13 protein-coding genes are annotated in these 14,606 nt (G+C 66.4%); 3 read left to right on the forward strand and 10 right to left on the reverse strand.

Annotation, left to right across the window (positions count from 1 at the left end):
• The 9 genes from KYN89_RS14680 to KYN89_RS14720 all read right to left on the reverse strand — a co-directional run.
• Window positions 1-772, reverse strand: a 772-nt coding sequence (locus KYN89_RS14680; RefSeq protein ID WP_222825789.1) for a cation transporter, incomplete at its 3' end; no start/stop codon positions are given.
• A complete protein-coding gene (locus KYN89_RS14685; RefSeq protein ID WP_429699581.1) occupies window positions 769-1,212 on the reverse strand; it encodes a FixH family protein in 444 nt (147 codons plus the stop codon). The genes KYN89_RS14680 and KYN89_RS14685, both read right to left, overlap by 4 nt.
• The gene (ccoG, locus tag KYN89_RS14690; protein ID WP_222825791.1) at window positions 1,212-2,792 is read right to left on the reverse strand and encodes a cytochrome c oxidase accessory protein CcoG; all 1,581 of its coding nucleotides are present in this window, start codon (window positions 2,790-2,792) and stop codon (window positions 1,212-1,214) included. Before ccoG ends, KYN89_RS14685 begins: the two co-directional genes overlap by 1 nt.
• The gene (ccoP, locus tag KYN89_RS14695; RefSeq protein WP_222825792.1) at window positions 2,779-3,690 is read right to left on the reverse strand and encodes a cytochrome-c oxidase, cbb3-type subunit III; all 912 of its coding nucleotides are present in this window, start codon (window positions 3,688-3,690) and stop codon (window positions 2,779-2,781) included. Before ccoP ends, ccoG begins: the two co-directional genes overlap by 14 nt.
• Window positions 3,680-3,844 (reverse strand): cbb3-type cytochrome c oxidase subunit 3, encoded by a 165-nt coding sequence (locus tag KYN89_RS14700; protein ID WP_197635548.1) that lies wholly within the window; start codon window positions 3,842-3,844, stop codon window positions 3,680-3,682. The genes ccoP and KYN89_RS14700 overlap by 11 nt, the downstream gene beginning before the upstream one ends.
• Window positions 3,841-4,587 carry a cytochrome-c oxidase, cbb3-type subunit II gene (gene ccoO / locus KYN89_RS14705; protein WP_222825793.1) on the reverse strand — a complete coding sequence of 249 codons (747 nt, stop codon included), beginning with the start codon at window positions 4,585-4,587 and terminating at the stop codon, window positions 3,841-3,843. Before ccoO ends, KYN89_RS14700 begins: the two co-directional genes overlap by 4 nt.
• 9 nt (window positions 4,588-4,596) lie before the next feature.
• Window positions 4,597-6,285, reverse strand: coding sequence for a cytochrome-c oxidase, cbb3-type subunit I (gene ccoN, locus KYN89_RS14710; RefSeq protein ID WP_248285334.1), 1,689 nt, complete (start codon window positions 6,283-6,285; stop codon window positions 4,597-4,599).
• Between the two features lie 76 nt (window positions 6,286-6,361).
• Window positions 6,362-7,060: a Crp/Fnr family transcriptional regulator gene (locus KYN89_RS14715; RefSeq protein ID WP_222825794.1), complete on the reverse strand. Its 699-nt coding sequence runs from the start codon at window positions 7,058-7,060 to the stop codon at window positions 6,362-6,364.
• A gap of 92 nt (window positions 7,061-7,152) precedes the next feature.
• Window positions 7,153-7,773 carry a TetR/AcrR family transcriptional regulator gene (locus KYN89_RS14720; RefSeq protein WP_222825795.1) on the reverse strand — a complete coding sequence of 207 codons (621 nt, stop codon included), beginning with the start codon at window positions 7,771-7,773 and terminating at the stop codon, window positions 7,153-7,155.
• A 121-nt stretch (window positions 7,774-7,894) separates the two neighbouring features.
• On the opposite strand from KYN89_RS14720, the gene KYN89_RS14725 reads away from it, so the two are divergent.
• From KYN89_RS14725 to KYN89_RS14735, 3 genes are read left to right on the forward strand one after another with little or no spacing between them, the layout of a single operon-like run.
• Window positions 7,895-9,091 carry an efflux RND transporter periplasmic adaptor subunit gene (locus KYN89_RS14725; RefSeq protein WP_222825796.1) on the forward strand — a complete coding sequence of 399 codons (1,197 nt, stop codon included), beginning with the start codon at window positions 7,895-7,897 and terminating at the stop codon, window positions 9,089-9,091.
• A 3-nt stretch (window positions 9,092-9,094) separates the two neighbouring features.
• Window positions 9,095-12,340, forward strand: a complete 3,246-nt coding sequence (locus KYN89_RS14730) for an efflux RND transporter permease subunit (protein ID WP_222825797.1) — start codon at window positions 9,095-9,097, stop codon at window positions 12,338-12,340.
• Window positions 12,340-13,764, forward strand: coding sequence for an efflux transporter outer membrane subunit (locus KYN89_RS14735; protein ID WP_222825798.1), 1,425 nt, complete (start codon window positions 12,340-12,342; stop codon window positions 13,762-13,764). Before KYN89_RS14730 ends, KYN89_RS14735 begins: the two co-directional genes overlap by 1 nt.
• A 34-nt stretch (window positions 13,765-13,798) precedes the next feature.
• Here KYN89_RS14735 and KYN89_RS14740 read toward each other — a convergent pair whose 3' ends face one another.
• Complete coding sequence (locus tag KYN89_RS14740) at window positions 13,799-14,575, reverse strand: tetratricopeptide repeat protein (RefSeq protein WP_222825799.1); 777 nt, start codon at window positions 14,573-14,575, stop codon at window positions 13,799-13,801.
• Window positions 14,576-14,606: the final 31 nt, after the last annotated feature.

A 14,606-nucleotide genomic window follows, 5' to 3' on the forward strand; every position in this document is an offset into this window, starting at 1 on the left:
GGGGGTCCGGGCACGGCGCCGGGCGGGTGGGGCCGTCGGGCAGCGGCGCCGTGGCGTGGGGGCCCCGCCGGCTCGGCAGCGGGGGGGTGCGGGGGCGCGGGCGGCTGCGCAGCGCGGCAGCCAGCGCGCGCCGTGCGAGCAGGAAGAACAGCAGCATGGTCGCGCCGTCGAAAAAGGCGTTCTCGCCCCCGGTCGCGGTCTCGTAGAGGCTGAGTCCGGTGGCCAGCAGCACGCCGATCGAGATGGGCACGTCCATATTGGTCCGCCCGTGGCGCAGCGCGGTGAGCGCGGAGCCGAAGAAGGGCCGCCCGGCATAGGCGATTACCGGCAGCGCGATCAGTGCGGAGAGCCAGTGGAACAGCTCGCGCGTGGCGCCGTCGGCGCCCGACCACACGCTGACCGACAGCAGCATGATATTCATCATGCCGAAGCCTGCCACCGCTAGCGCCTTGGTCAGTTCGCGATCGGGCGGGGCGGGCGGGGCGGTGGGGCTTTCGATCGCCTGCGCTTCGAACCCGATCCGCTCGAGCGCCTCGACCAGCGCCAGATCGTCGAGCGCTTCCGCATGATCGACCGTCACCCGCTTGGCCGAGAGGTTGACCCGCGCTGCGGATACACCGTCGAGCGCCAGCAGCCCGCGCTCCACCTTGGAGATGCACCCTGCGCAGCGCATCCCCGGCACGGTCAGCCGCGTCGTCTGGAGGCTTGCCGGGGCATTCGCCGCGCTGGGCGCGGTCGGTGCGATTGGCGGCGCATCGACGGAGGTGTTCACGGCAGCGGTGCCTCGACCACCCGTTTGCGATCCCCGTCGGAGAGAGTCATCCGCAGTGTCCAGCGACCTGCGTCGAGCGGCTGGTCCGCGACGAAGCGGCCATCATCCTGCCGGGTGAAGGCGAGCGTGCGGGTGGTCTTGTGCCCCAGCGGGTGACGCGCGATGGCGGTAAGGGTCGCGGTTTCGGGCGCGTTCTGCGTCTCTACCACCACCAACCCGTCCGCCGTGCGGCTCGCGTCGAGCTGCCACCCGGTCGCTTCCTGCCGTTCGGCCTCCGCCAGCCAGCCGTTATATTTCTGGCTGGCGACGTAGGAATTTTCGACCACCACGCCGCCGAAGCCGTTGGTGGCGAGCGAGGCCATGTAGAAATTGACCGCGACCACGATGCCGAAGCCGGCGACCATCACGCCCGCCATGTGCTTGCCGGTAAATTCGCGCATCATGATCCTCCTGCCGGTGCGTCGAAGCGGGTTTCGACGGTGTCGGTTTCGCGCTGTTCGTCCTGCGAGGTCAGCCGGAAGGTGAACTCGCGTGAGGTCGCGTCCCTGGGTGCGACGACATAGGCCCGCACGGTGCGGATCTGGTCGGCGGGTACGTTGAAGCTCTGCGTGGCGGCGGCTTCATCGGCGCCGATGGTGTCGGTCCACATCTTCCCGCCCGGCAGGCCTTCGATCGCGACCACCATTTCGCGCGGGCGGCTTTCCATGTTGCGCAGCTTGAGCGTGTAGGAATTGCGGATCGATCCGTCGCTCATCAGCATGTACGGCGGATTGCGATCCGGCGAGACGGTCAGGTCGGTGTGGGTGCGCGTGCCCAGCGCGAACAGCAGGGCGGCACCGATTGCGCCCCACACACCGAAGTAGATCAGGGTGCGCGGACGCAGCAGCGTCTTCCAGACGGGCTTTGCGGGGTGGCCCAGCGCTTCCTCGCGGCAGTCCTCCAGCGTGGCGTAGTCGATCAGCCCGCGCGGTCGACCAATATCCTTCATAACCCGGTCGCACGCATCGATGCACAGCGCGCAGGTGATGCAGCCGATCTGCGGCCCCTCGCGGATGTCGATCCCCGTGGGGCACACCGCGACGCACTGGTTGCAGTCGATGCAGTCGCCGAAATGCTCGGGGTCTTTCTTCGCTTTCTTCAGGCTGCCACGCGGTTCACCGCGCCAGTCCTTATAGGTGACGATCAGCGATTTCTCGTCGAGCATCGCGCTCTGGATGCGCGGCCAGGGGCACATGTAGATGCACACCTGTTCGCGCATGAAGCCGCCCAGCGTGAAGGTGGTCAGCGTCAGAATGCCCACGGTCGCGTAAGCGACCATCGGGGCCTGGAGCGTGAAGAAGTCGTGAAACAGCGTCGGCGCATCGGCAAAGTAGAGAATCCACGCGCCGCCCGTCGCCAAGCTGATGAGGAGGTAGATCGACCATTTGAACCCACGCCGCGCGATCTTCTTGGGCCCCCAGGGAGCCTTGTCGAGCCGGGCACGCGCGTTGCGGTCGCCATCGACGAAGCGGTCGATATGCTGGAACAGGTCGGTCCAGACGGTCTGCGGGCAGGCATAGCCGCACCACGCGCGGCCGACCGCGCTGGTGACCAGGAACAACCCGATCCCGGCCATGATCAGCAGGCCCGCGACGAAGTAGAATTCGTGCGGCCAGATCTCGATCCCGAACATGTAGAAGCGGCGATGGGCCAGATCGACCAGCACCGCCTGATCGGGCGCGAAGGGCCCGCGGTCCCATCGGATCCACGGAGTGACGTAATAGATCGCCAGGGTGACGAACATCACGAACCATTTGAAGCGGCGGAAAGGCCCGTCGATCCGCTTGTTATGAACCGCCTTGCGCTTCTCGTAGAGCTTTTCGGGCATCTGCGTGCGCGGCGGCTCGTGCGGCTCGTGCCGCTGGGTGGGCGCTCCGGTAGAGGCGGTGGCGCTGGAGACGGGCTCGTTGGTCTTGGCGACCCCGTCTTCCAGCACGACCGACCAGTCGCGATCCTTGTTGGGGTTGTCAGGGTTGCTCATCGACCTTCACCTCGGGATCTTCCGCGACCTCAACGAAGTCTTCGCCTCCCCCGAGCGAATGGACATAGGCGGCAAGCATCTTGATCGTCACCGGATCGAGCCGCTCACCCCAGGAGGGCATCACACCCATGCGCGGACCCAGGATCTGACGGCGCAGCGCGTCGCGCTCGCTGCCGCGCAACCAGATCGCATCGCTCAGGTTGGGCGCGCCCACATCGCGTCCGCCCTTGCCCTGCGGGCCGTGGCAGGCGGCGCAGTTATCGCCGAAGATCTGCGCCCCGGCGGCGTTGGGCTGGGCCTTGCCGCTGAGCGAGAGGACGTGGTCGATCACTGCATTGATCTGGGCATCGTCCAGCGCGCCTTCGAACGGCGGCATCTGGCTGAAGCGGGTCTCGTCGTCGTCGGGCCAGCGCACGCCATGGGTGATCGTGTATTCGATCGCCTTCAGGTCGCCGCCCCACAGCCAGGCATCGTCGTTGAGGTTGGGATAGCCCAGCTTCTGGTCGCCCGCGCCGCCCGATCCGTGGCACTGGGTGCAGTGGACCTTGAAGGCCGCCTGTCCGCCGGCGACGGCCCGCGCCATCAGCGCGCTGTCGTCCGGCAGGCGTTCGATGGGGATATTCGCCAGCTGATCGCGGAAGCCCTGCTGGGCCTGCTCGGCAGCGCTCATCTTCTCGGCCAGCTGGCCGCGGCTCGACCAGCCGAGCACGCCCTCGGTCGCCTTGTCGACCATCGGCCATGCCGGATAGAGGATGACGTAGACGATCGCGAAGATGATCGTGAGATAGAAGGTCCACAGCCACCAGCGGGGCAGGGGCGTGTTCAGCTCCTCGATACCGTCCCACTCATGGCCGACGGTTTCGGTGCCAGTCGGCTCGTCGATGCGCTTATTTGCCATCGGTCTGATCCTCGAAAATCGAATGGGCTGCCTTGTTGATGCGCCGCTTGGCGCCGGGCCGGAACGGCCACAGGCACAGGAGAAAATAGAACAGCAGCATGGCCGCCAGGCCGAAGCTGTCCGCGAAGTGACGCAGCTCTTCGTAGAAGGTCATCGGCCTTTCTCCTGCGCGAGTTCCTCAAGCGGCGCTGCCTTCTCGAAATCGACCAGCGTGCCGAGCATCTGGAGATAGGCGATCAGCGCATCCATCTCGGTCACCCGGTCGGGGTTGCCGTCGAAGTCGCGGATCTGCGCCTTGGGATAGCGGGCGGCGAGATCGCCTGCGTCCTTGTCCGGATCGGCCTGCGCGTAGAGATCGGCCTCGGCCTGCTCCAGATCGCGGTCGCTATAGGGCACGCCCACGGTCTTGAGCGCCTTGAGCATCGCCTTCGCATCGGCGATCTTCAGGTCACGCTCTTTCAGGAAGCCGTATTTGGGCATGATGCTCTCGGGCACCACGCTCTGCGGGTTCTCCAGGTGCTGGATGTGCCATTCGTCCGAATAGCGGCCGCCCACGCGGGCGAGATCCGGCCCGGTCCGCTTCGACCCCCACTGGAAGGGGTGGTCGTACATGCTTTCCGCCGCGAGGCTGTAGTGGCCGTAGCGCTCCACCTCGTCGCGGAAGGGGCGGATCATCTGGCTGTGGCACGAATAGCACCCTTCGCGGATGTAGATGTCGCGCCCCGCCTGTTCGAGCGGGCTGTAGGGACGCACGCCGTCCACTTCCTCGATCGTGTTGTCAATCCAGAAGAGCGGTGCGATCTCCACCACCCCGCCGATCGCCACCGTCACGAAGGTGGCCACGGCGAGCAGCGTGATGTTGCGTTCCAGCTTCTTGTGTTTTTCGGTCAGGCTCATCGCAGGTTCCTATTCGGCCGGCACGCTGTCGGGATGGGCGGCGGGCCGCGATCCGACGATCGGCTTGTCTTTGGCGGGGTCGTAGCTGGGGCTGGTCATCGGCGCTTCGTCGCGCAGCTTGCCTGCCAGCGTCATCCAGACGTTGAAGGTCATCACCAGTGCGCCCGAGAGGTACAGCAGCCCGCCGGTCATCCGCATGATGAACATCGGATGGAGCGCGGCGACCGTATCGGCGAAGCTGTTCACCAGGTAGCCGTCGGGCCCGTACTCGCGCCACATCAGGCCCTGGGTGATGCCCGCCACCCACATGCTGGCGGCGTAGAAGACGATCCCCAGCGTCGCGAGCCAGAAGTGCCAGTTGATCATCCGCAGGCTGTACATCCGCTCACGACCCCAGAGCCGCGGGAACAGGTAGTACAGGCAGGCGAAGGTGATCATCCCGTTCCACCCGAGCGCGCCTGAGTGGACATGGCCGATGGTCCAGTCGGTGTAGTGCGACAGGCTGTTGACGCTCTTGATCGACAGCATCGGGCCTTCGAAGGTGCTCATCCCGTAGAAGGCGAGCGCCATCACCATCATCCGGATGATCGGATCGGTGCGGACCTTGTCCCATGCCCCGTTAAGGGTCATCAGGCCGTTGATCATGCCGCCCCAGCTGGGCATCCACAGCATCACCGAGAACACCATGCCCAGCGTCTGCGCCCAGTCGGGCAGTGCGGTGTAGTGCAGGTGGTGCGGACCCGCCCAGATGTAGAGGAAGATCAGCGACCAGAAGTGGATGATCGACAGACGATAGCTGTAGATCGGACGTTCGGCCTGCTTGGGCACGAAGTAGTACATCATCGCGAGGAAGCCCGCGGTGAGGAAGAAGCCGACCGCGTTATGGCCGTACCACCACTGGGTCAGCGCATCCTGCACGCCCGAGAAGGCGCTGTAGCTGCGCGAACCCAGGAAGCTGATCGGCACCGCCAGGTTGTTGACCACGTGCAGCATCGCGATCGTCACGATGAAGGCGAGGTAGAACCAGTTGGCGACGTAAATGTGCGGTTCGTTGCGCTTGAGCAGCGTGGCGACGAACACCGCGAGATAGGCGACCCACACGATCGTCAGCCACAGGTCGACGTACCATTCCGGCTCGGCATATTCCTTCGACTGGGTGACACCCAGCAGGTAGCCGGTCGCGGCGAGCACGATGAACAGCTGGTAGCCCCAGAATACGAAGCGGGCGAGGCTGGGCAGGGCCAGCTGCGTGCGGCAGGTGCGCTGGACGACGTAGAAGCTGGTCGCCAGCAGCGCGTTGCCGCCGAAGGCGAAGATCACCGCCGAGGTATGCAGCGGCCGCAGCCGTCCGAAATTGAGGTAGGGTTCGACGTTGAGCCAGGGGAACGCCATCTGCGAGGCGATGAATACGCCCGCAAGCAGGCCGACAACGCCCCAGAACATCGTCGCGATCGCACCCCAGCGCACGATCTCGTCGTCATATTGCGACGGCGAGTCGGGCATCTTGAAGAACGTGCGACCGCCGCCGACCGGATCGAACCGGCCCGCAGTTATCCAGATCATCGCGAAGGAGACGATCCCGATGATCACCGCGTGCGCGGCAAAGCCGGCGTCCTTGGCGGTGACGGCCACGGCCAATGACAGGAGAAGAAGGACGAACCACAGTCCGGCCCTCGCGAGTGCTGCCTCAATTTGCATTAATTGCCCCTTCCGTTTGCGGGCCGGTTAGGACCGCCCGGATTTGAACGCATTGATCGAGATCAATTTCGTGAAATTATGCCGCCACCGGCAGTTGCCCGGCGCAGCGTGACAGGCCGGGCAGGTCGATAACCCGCAGGGCGGATCGCCCTTCGGTCTCGATCAGGCCGAGATCGCGCAGCTCGCTGAACTGGCGACTGACGGTTTCGATGGTCAGGCCCAGGCTGTCCGCGATCTCGCCGCGCGACATCGGCAGATCGATCCACCCGTCGTCTTGCGAGCCCGCACCCAGCCGGTCCCAGATGGCGAGGATGAAGGACGCCACCCGCTCCTGTGCGGAGCGTCGGCCGAGAATGATCGAGGTTTCCCGGCTGCGCGCCAGCGCATTCTCCGTCTCGCGTGAGGCGAGCCGCAGCATGCCGCAGCTATCCGGGCCGGAGCGGCTCAGGCTGTCCGCAGGGATCACCAGCAGCTGCGCGTCGGTCAGCGCGCTCAGCGTGTAGCCGTAGCGCCCCTGCGCGGGCACGTGGACGACGTCGCCGGCAAAATGGAAGCTGACGATCTGCTCGCGTGCGCTGGATACGAAGGCTGCCAGCTTGCACGCACCTACGCCGAGAAAGGCGAAGAATGCCCGCCCGGGATCGAGATCGAGCTGCTCGCCTGCCGCCAGCTCCCTTGCGACAGTATCATGGCGCAGCCGCAGCACCGCCGCGTCGGGCAGCCCGGGGGGCAGCACGGCGGCGTCGAATGCGTCGAACAGGTCGGGGAAGTTCATCGGTAGTCCTTTCCTCTTGGGAATCGGACTAGCCGCAGGCCCACCGCGCTGCCTTGATCTGGATCAATGCCCTGGTGCGGGCCGGGGAGAGGTCAGTGATCCGCCAGCTTCGTTCCGGCGAGGAAGAACTCGGTTCGCGCACGGACCCGCTCGGGCGAATGGGTCCGCCCGCCGGAATGCAGGATCGCCTCGACGTGGAGGTCGCTCACGATCATGTCGAGGAAGATTTCGGCGAGCATTTCCGGGTCGCCGACCATTTCCACCCCGTCGCTCTGCCACTGGGCGAACATTTTGGCGAGCGCGCGGTCGGTGCGCGTGGCGGTGCGTTCGTAGAACATCTGCGCAAAGTCCCGGTCATTGATGCTCCGGGCGATGACGATGCGGACCAGCGCGACCATTTCGGGGTTGAGGAAGTGCTCGCGCAGGTCCTCTGCCAGCCGATGCAGGATATCTGCAGGCGAGCCTCCCTGCGACATGGCGGAGTTGATGATCGCCTCGCCCGAGCCGGCCTGTTCGAACACCACCGCTTCCAGCAGCCCGTCCTTGCTGCCGAAGACCTTGTAGACGGTCGAGAGCGAGCCACCCGCCTTCTCGACGATGTCGCCCACGGTCGTCCGCTCGTAACCTTGCTCGATGAAAAGCGTGCGCGCGGCCTCGACGATCGCCCGTTTGCGACGGTCGAGACGGCAGAAATCGCTAACACAGGTCGTCATTTCAAGCTTTTGGCCTCCGCGCTCAAAACTCTAGCAAGGCGGGTTGCGTTGCAAGGGTGTAATCACTATTACACCTTCGCACCTGCACAAAAGCTGACTAAATCAAGAAGGCGTTCCCCCCATGAAGCCGATCCTCGCGGGCCTCGCGGCCTGCCTCATGCTCACCGCATGCTCCTCGAACGAAGAAGCGCCCGCACCCCAGGCGGTCCCGGTCCAGACGATTACGGTGAAGCGCCAGAGCATCCCCAACGTCATCGAACTGCCCGGCCGGGTCGAACCGGTCCGCACGGCGGAGGTGCGCGCGCGGGTGACGGGGATCGTGCAGCAGCGCTTGTATGAGGAAGGCACGGACGTGCGCGCCGGCCAGCCGCTGTTCCGCATCGATCCGCGCGAACTGCGCGCGAACTATGCGCAAACCCAGGCTGCGCTCACCCGTGCACGGGCGACCGCAGCCAATGCGCGCGCGGTGGTCGAACGCTATCGTCCGCTGGTGGAAGAGAACGCGATCAGCGGGCAGGAATACGACGCCGCGCTGGCCGCCGCGCGCGAAGCCGATGCCAATGTCGCGCAGATCCGTGCCCAGCTCGAAGCATCCTCGCTCCAGCTCGGCTACACCACCGTGCGCGCGCCGATTTCCGGCCGGGCGGGCCGGGCGGAGGTCACCGAAGGCGCGCTGGTCAGCCAGGGCGAGGGCACGCTGATGACGCGGATCGAGCAGAGCTCGCCGGTCTATGTCAGCTTCGCCCAGGCCGCGAGCCAGGTGCTCAAGCTGCGCCGGGCGATCTCCGCGGGGCAGGTCAATCTCGGCGATGACGACCGGATCGAGGTGCGGCTGACCTATTCCGACGGGACCGAATACCCGATTCCCGGCTATATCGACTTCCTCGCCTTCTCGGTCGACCAGGAGACCGGCACGGTCGAGCTGCGCGCCGAATTCCCCAACCCGGACCGGCTGCTGCTGCCCGGCGAGTTCGTGCGCGCGCAGATCTATGCCGGCCAGGTGCCCGACGGGCTGGTGGTGCCGCAGCGCGCGGTGTCGCTGACCGAGGATGGCGGGACCGTGTTCGTGGTCAGTGGCGAGGGTCAGGCGACCGTGCGCCCGGTGCAGCTGGGTGCGATGGTCGACGGCAACTGGATCATCGAAAGCGGGCTCAAGCCCGGCGACAAGGTGATCGTCAGCAACCTGCAGAAGATCCGCCCCGGCGCGCCGGTGAAGATCGCCAACAAGGCCGCAGGCGGCAAGCCCGCATCGAACAAGCCGGCAGCCAAGAAGCCGGCGGCCAAGCAGCAGCCTGCCCGTACCAGCGGAGCCGAGTAACCAATGTCACGCTTCTTCATCGACCGGCCCATCTTCGCATGGGTCGTCTCGCTCGGCATCCTGCTGGCAGGCTTCCTCGCGCTGCGCGCGCTCCCGATCGAGCAGTATCCCGAGGTCGCGCCGCCTTCGCTGACCATCAGCGTGGTCTATCCCGGCGCCGATGCCGAGACTCTGGAAGAAAACGTCACCCAGGTGATCGAGCAGCAGCTCAACGGGGTCGAGGGCTTCCTCTACATGTCCTCGTCGAGCATCTCGAACGGCACCGCGACCATCACCGTGACCTTCGAGGCCGGGACCGACATCGATATCGCGCAGACCGAGGTGCAGAACCGGCTGAGTACGGTCGAGGCGCGGCTGCCCGAAGAGGTTCGCCGACAGGGCATCACCGTGCGGCAGGCCAATTCCGGCTTCCTGATGATCGTCGCGCTCACCTCCAAGGGGGGGCAGTACGACACCAATGATCTGGGCAACATAGCCTCCACCCAAGTGGTGGACGAACTGCGCCGCGTGAACGGCGTGGGCGATGTGCAGCTGTTCGGTTCGGAATATGCAATGCGCATCTGGCTCGATCCGGACGCGCTCGCTTCCTACAAGCTTTCGCCCTCTGCCGTTCTCGCCGCGATCCGCGAGCAGAACGCTCAGACTGCAGGCGGCTCAATCGGCGCGCAGCCGCTGGCCGACGGGCAGCAGATCACCGCCACCATCTCTACCGATGGCCGCTTCACCACGGCGGAGGAGTTCGAGAACATCATCCTGCGCGCCAGCAACGGCGCAGCGGTGGTGCGGCTGGGAGAGGTCGCGCGGGTCGAGATCGGCGCGCAAAGCTACGCCAGCTCGACCACGCTCAACGGCAAGCCGATGGCGGGTATGGCGGTCCAGCTGGCGACCGGCGCCAACGCGCTCGCCGCGGCGGAAGGCGTGAAGGAGCGACTGGAAGAGATTGCGCCGGGCCTGCCGGGCGATGTCACCTGGTCGGTCCCCTACGACACCACGCCCTTCGTCGAAGCTTCGGTCGAGGAAGTGGTCAAGACGCTGGTCGAGGCAATGTTCCTCGTCTTCCTCGTCATGTTCCTGTTCCTGCAGAACTGGCGCGCGACGCTGATCCCGACGCTGGTCGTGCCGATCGCGCTGGCAGGTGCGTGTCTGGGCCTGTGGATCTTCGGATTTTCGATCAATGTGCTCTCGCTGTTCGGCATGGTGCTGGCGATCGGCATCCTCGTCGACGATGCGATCGTGGTGATCGAGAATGTCGAGCGGATCATGCGCGAGGAAGGTCTGCCGCCGGCGCAGGCGACGCGCAAGGCGATGGGCCAGATCAGCGGCGCGATCATCGGGATCACGCTGGTGCTGGTCGCGGTGTTCCTGCCGATGGCGTTCTTCCCCGGATCGACGGGCGGAATCTATCGCCAGTTCTCCGTCACGCTGGCGATCGCGATCTTCTTCTCCGCCTTCCTCGCCCTGTCGCTGACCCCGGCGCTGTGCGCGACCTTCCTCAAGCCGATCGAGAAGGGACACGATCACGCGACCGAAATCGAGGTCGATGAAGAGGCCGAGGCGCAGCCCGGCTGGCGTGGCCGGCTGGCGCGTGCGCGGGGGAAGTCCGTCCGCTTCTTTGCCGGTTTCAACCGCTGGTTCGCGCGGATGCAGGAGAAGTACGGCCGGGCCAACGACAGCATCCTGTCGCGCCCATTCCGCGCGCTCGCGGTATTCATCGCGCTGGCGCTGGTCACCGTGCTGCTGTTCATGCGCCTGCCGACCGCGTTCCTGCCGACCGAAGACCAGGGCTACCTGATCACTGCGGTCCAAGCCCCGACGGGGGCGACGCAGGCGCGGACCGACGAAGCGCTCAAGCCGATCACCGATTACTGGATGCAGCGCGAAGAGGTGGACAACCTCGTCGTGGTGCGCGGCTTCAGCTTCTTCGGTCAGGGCCAGAACAATGCGATCATGTTCGCATCCTTCAAGCCGTGGAGCGAACGCACCGGCAAGGGCAGCAGCGCATCGGAGATGCTGGAGGATGCGACCGGCGTGTTCAGCCAGGTCGAAGGCGCGCTGGCCTTCGTGATCCAGCCGCCTGCGATCCAGTCGCTGGGCGAGGCGAGCGGTTTCACGCTCAAGCTGCAGGACCGTGGCGGGGTCGGGCGCGAAGCGCTGACAGCGGCGCGCGACCAGTTGCTGGGGATGGCTTCGCAAAGCGATGTGATCGCCAACCTGCGGCCCGAGGATCAGGGGCCCAGCCCCGAGGTCGAGATCGACATCGACCGGGTCCAGGCCCGCGCGCTCGGCCTGTCGCTGACCGATGTGAACGCCGCGCTCTCGATCACCTTCGGGTCCGCCTATGCGAACGACTTCAACCGGCAGGGCCGCGTGCTTCAGGTGCTGGTGCAGGCGGATGCGCGCTATCGCATGACGCCCGAAGACGTGCTCGCGCTGCGCATTCCGAACGATCAGGGCGAACTGGTGCCGTTCAGCGCCTTCGCCAGTGCCAAGTGGTCCGCCTCGCCGCAGAGCCTGTCGCGCTATAACGGCTATCCGGCGATGACCCTGTCGGGGATGGCCGCTCCGGGCAAATCCTCGGGCGCCGCGCTGACCGCGATGGAGCAGATGGCCGAACAGCTGCCGCAGGGCATCGGTTACGAATGGACCGGCATTTCCTACGAGGAAAAGCAGGCGGGCGGCCAGATCGGCCTGCTGCTGGGCCTGTCGGTGGTGATCGTGTTCCTGGTGCTTGCCGCGCTGTACGAAAGCTGGGCGGTGCCGCTGGCGGTGCTGCTGATCGTGCCGATGGGTGTGCTGGGCGCGGTGCTGTTCTCGATGCTTCGAGGGCTGTCGGCAGACGTCTATTTCAACGTCGGGCTGATCACCATCATCGGCCTTGCCGCGAAGAACGCGATCCTGATCGTCGAATTCGCGATCGAGGAGGAACAGCGCGGCCTGAGGCGGATCGACGCGGTCAAGGCCGCTGCCAAACTGCGTCTGCGGCCGATCATCATGACCTCGCTCGCCTTCACCATGGGCATGGTCCCGCTGGTGCTTGCCAGCGGGGCGGGCGCGGCCAGCCGTATCGCGGTCGGCACCGGGGTGATGGGCGGCATGATCGCGGCGACGGTGCTGGGCATCTTCCTGATCCCGATGCTCTACCTGCTGGTCCGGCGCAAAATCAGCCGCAAGCAGCCGCACGCCGCCGGACATCTGGACGATCCCGAAGACAGCAAACCCGGCCCTGAGGCCCAAGGGGAGAAAGCCTGATGAAACGCTTTATGGCTCTCGCACTGGTATCCACCGCGCTGGCCGGGTGTGCCAGCATGGCGCCCGAGCATGTCCGGCCCGAAGCCGCGACCGCGCCTGCCTTCGATCCGGACTACCGGCCCGATGGCAGCGTGGTCGCATCGCAGCTGAGCTACCGCGAGTGGTTCAACGACCCGCGGCTGGTCCAGCTGATCGGTACCGCGCTGGAGAACAACCGCGACCTGCTGGCCGCGACCGCGCGCATCGAGCAGGCGCGGGCGCGCTACCGCATCCAGGACAGCCGCCAGCTGCCCACCGTGGTTGCCAATGCCAGCGGTACGCGCACCCGGCAGCAGCTGGGCGTGAATCCTTCGCTCGATACGGGCGACGTCGAAGGCGCACCGGACTCGGTCACCTTCAACCGCTTCGACGTAGGCGTCGGCGTCAGCAGCTTCGAGCTCGATTTCTGGGGCCGCGTTGCCAGCCTGAGCGATGCGGCGCGCGCCGAGTACCTGTCTTCGGTCGCATCCCAGCGGGCTTTCTACCTCTCGCTGATCGCCGACACCGCGACGACCTATTACGAGATCGTCGAAACGCAGGAGCAGATCGCGCTGGCCGAAGCGACCGCGGAGAGCCGCCGCGAAGGGCTGCGGATCGCCAAGCTGCGGCTCGATAACGGGGTCACCTCCGCGCTGCCCTATCGTCAGGCGGAAACCCTGCTGACACAGGCCGAACAGCAGCTTGCGAGCGAGCGGCTGGCGCTGGCGCAGCTGCGCAACCAGCTGGCCGTGTTGGTCGGCGGGACGGTGCCCGACGCTCTGCCGGACGGCCTGCCGCTGGAGAGCCAGGCCGACGATCGCCGCCTTGCCGCCGGGCTGCCGTCGGACCTGCTGCTGGTCCGCCCGGATATCATCGCGGCGGAGGAACATCTGCGCGCGGCGCGGGCCAATATCGGTGCGGCGCGGGCAGCGTTCTTCCCGACCATTTCGCTGACCGGCAATGCCGGGTTCGCCTCCAACAGCCTCGATGATCTGTTTTCCGGCAGCGGCTTCGGCTGGAGCTTCGGGCCGACCATTTCGCTGCCGATCTTCGACTGGGGCGCGCGCGAGGCCGATCTCGACCTCGCCAAGGCGCTCGAAGTGGAACAGGTCGCGAATTACGACAAGACGGTGCAGACCGCGTTCCGTGAAGTGTCCGACGCGCTGGCCGGACGACGCTGGCTGGCCGAACAGGTCGCAACGCTCGAACGTGCGGTCGAGGCGCAGGAGCGGATCGCCCGGCTTGCCCGCCTGCGCTATCGCGAGGGCGTGGCGGACTATCTCGAAGTGCTCGATGCCGAACGCAACCTGTTCAGCGCGCGTCAGCAGCTGCTGGCGACCGAGCGGGCCTGGTTGCAAAACCGCGCCACGCTGTTCGTGGCGCTGGGCGGCGGCAGCGAGAGGTAGCGGCGGGGCCGGGGCTGTGCTCCGGCTCCCCGGCTTACTTCGCTCCGGAATCGGGCGAAGCCGCGAGGTCGCACGCGAGGTCGACCCCGGATTTGCAGGCCGACGAAAGCAGCGGCGCAGCGCGTTCCCGGTCCGCCGGGCCACCTTCGCCGAGCAGCAGCATGGCACCCAGATTGCCGCAGGCATTGGCCTCGTGCGCCGCGCATGCCCGTTCGAACAGCGCGCGTGCCGCGGGCAGGTCTGCCGGGCCGCCTTCGCCGAATTTCAGCATCACCGCGCTGTTGTTGCACGACTGCGCAAACCCCGCCGCGCACCCTCTGGCGAACATCACCCGCGCTTCGACGAGGTGGGCGGGATTCCCTGCGTAATTGTTGTAGCGTAGCTGGCCGAGGTTGAAGCAGGCTCCGTCGTAGCCCTGATCGCACGCGCGTCGGTAATTGCGCGCGGCGCCTTCCGGATCGTTTGGCCCGCCCGCGCCGTCTTCGAGCAGCGCGGCGAGCATGTTGCATCCCAGCACCTGGCCCAGCGCGCATGCCTTGGCCGAGAAGCGGCGCGAGAGCCGGTGATCCATCGCCACTCCGCGCCCCTCGTAGGTCCTCATCGCCATCGCCATGCACGAATCCGCATTGCGCCGGGTGTCGCAGTCGGCGGTGAGGGCTTCGGGTGAAAGGCGATCGTCCACGAGATCACCGGCGGTGAGCTCGCCAGCCGCGAGATTCCCGGTCGGGGCGGTCTGGGCAGGGGCGGCGGTGGCAAGGCTAGCCGCGATACCGATCGCGAGCAGAGGCAGGGCACTGCGCACCGTTCGCATTGCCGGCCCCCGCGCTCCCCGGCCTCGTGCG

The organism is Alteriqipengyuania abyssalis, from assembly GCF_019857185.1.
GTDB lineage: Bacteria > Pseudomonadota > Alphaproteobacteria > Sphingomonadales > Sphingomonadaceae > Alteriqipengyuania > Alteriqipengyuania abyssalis.

Excerpts from the sequence above, each read along its gene's own strand:
- ccoP (WP_222825792.1), bottom strand. The coding sequence starts at position 3,690 with ATGGCAAATAAGCGCATCGACGAGCCGACTGGCACCGAAACCGTCGGC.
- KYN89_RS14685 (WP_429699581.1), bottom strand. The coding sequence starts at position 1,212 with ATGCGCGAATTTACCGGCAAGCACATGGCGGGCGTGATGGTCGCCGGC.
- KYN89_RS14725 (WP_222825796.1), top strand. The coding sequence starts at position 7,895 with ATGAAGCCGATCCTCGCGGGCCTCGCGGCCTGCCTCATGCTCACCGCA.
- KYN89_RS14720 (WP_222825795.1), bottom strand. The coding sequence starts at position 7,773 with ATGACGACCTGTGTTAGCGATTTCTGCCGTCTCGACCGTCGCAAACGG.
- ccoN (WP_248285334.1), bottom strand. The coding sequence starts at position 6,285 with ATGCAAATTGAGGCAGCACTCGCGAGGGCCGGACTGTGGTTCGTCCTT.
- ccoO (WP_222825793.1), bottom strand. The coding sequence starts at position 4,587 with ATGAGCCTGACCGAAAAACACAAGAAGCTGGAACGCAACATCACGCTG.
- KYN89_RS14735 (WP_222825798.1), top strand. The coding sequence starts at position 12,340 with ATGAAACGCTTTATGGCTCTCGCACTGGTATCCACCGCGCTGGCCGGG.
- KYN89_RS14700 (WP_197635548.1), bottom strand. The coding sequence starts at position 3,844 with ATGACCTTCTACGAAGAGCTGCGTCACTTCGCGGACAGCTTCGGCCTG.
- KYN89_RS14730 (WP_222825797.1), top strand. The coding sequence starts at position 9,095 with ATGTCACGCTTCTTCATCGACCGGCCCATCTTCGCATGGGTCGTCTCG.
- ccoG (WP_222825791.1), bottom strand. The coding sequence starts at position 2,792 with ATGAGCAACCCTGACAACCCCAACAAGGATCGCGACTGGTCGGTCGTG.
- KYN89_RS14740 (WP_222825799.1), bottom strand. The coding sequence starts at position 14,575 with ATGCGAACGGTGCGCAGTGCCCTGCCTCTGCTCGCGATCGGTATCGCG.
- KYN89_RS14715 (WP_222825794.1), bottom strand. The coding sequence starts at position 7,060 with ATGAACTTCCCCGACCTGTTCGACGCATTCGACGCCGCCGTGCTGCCC.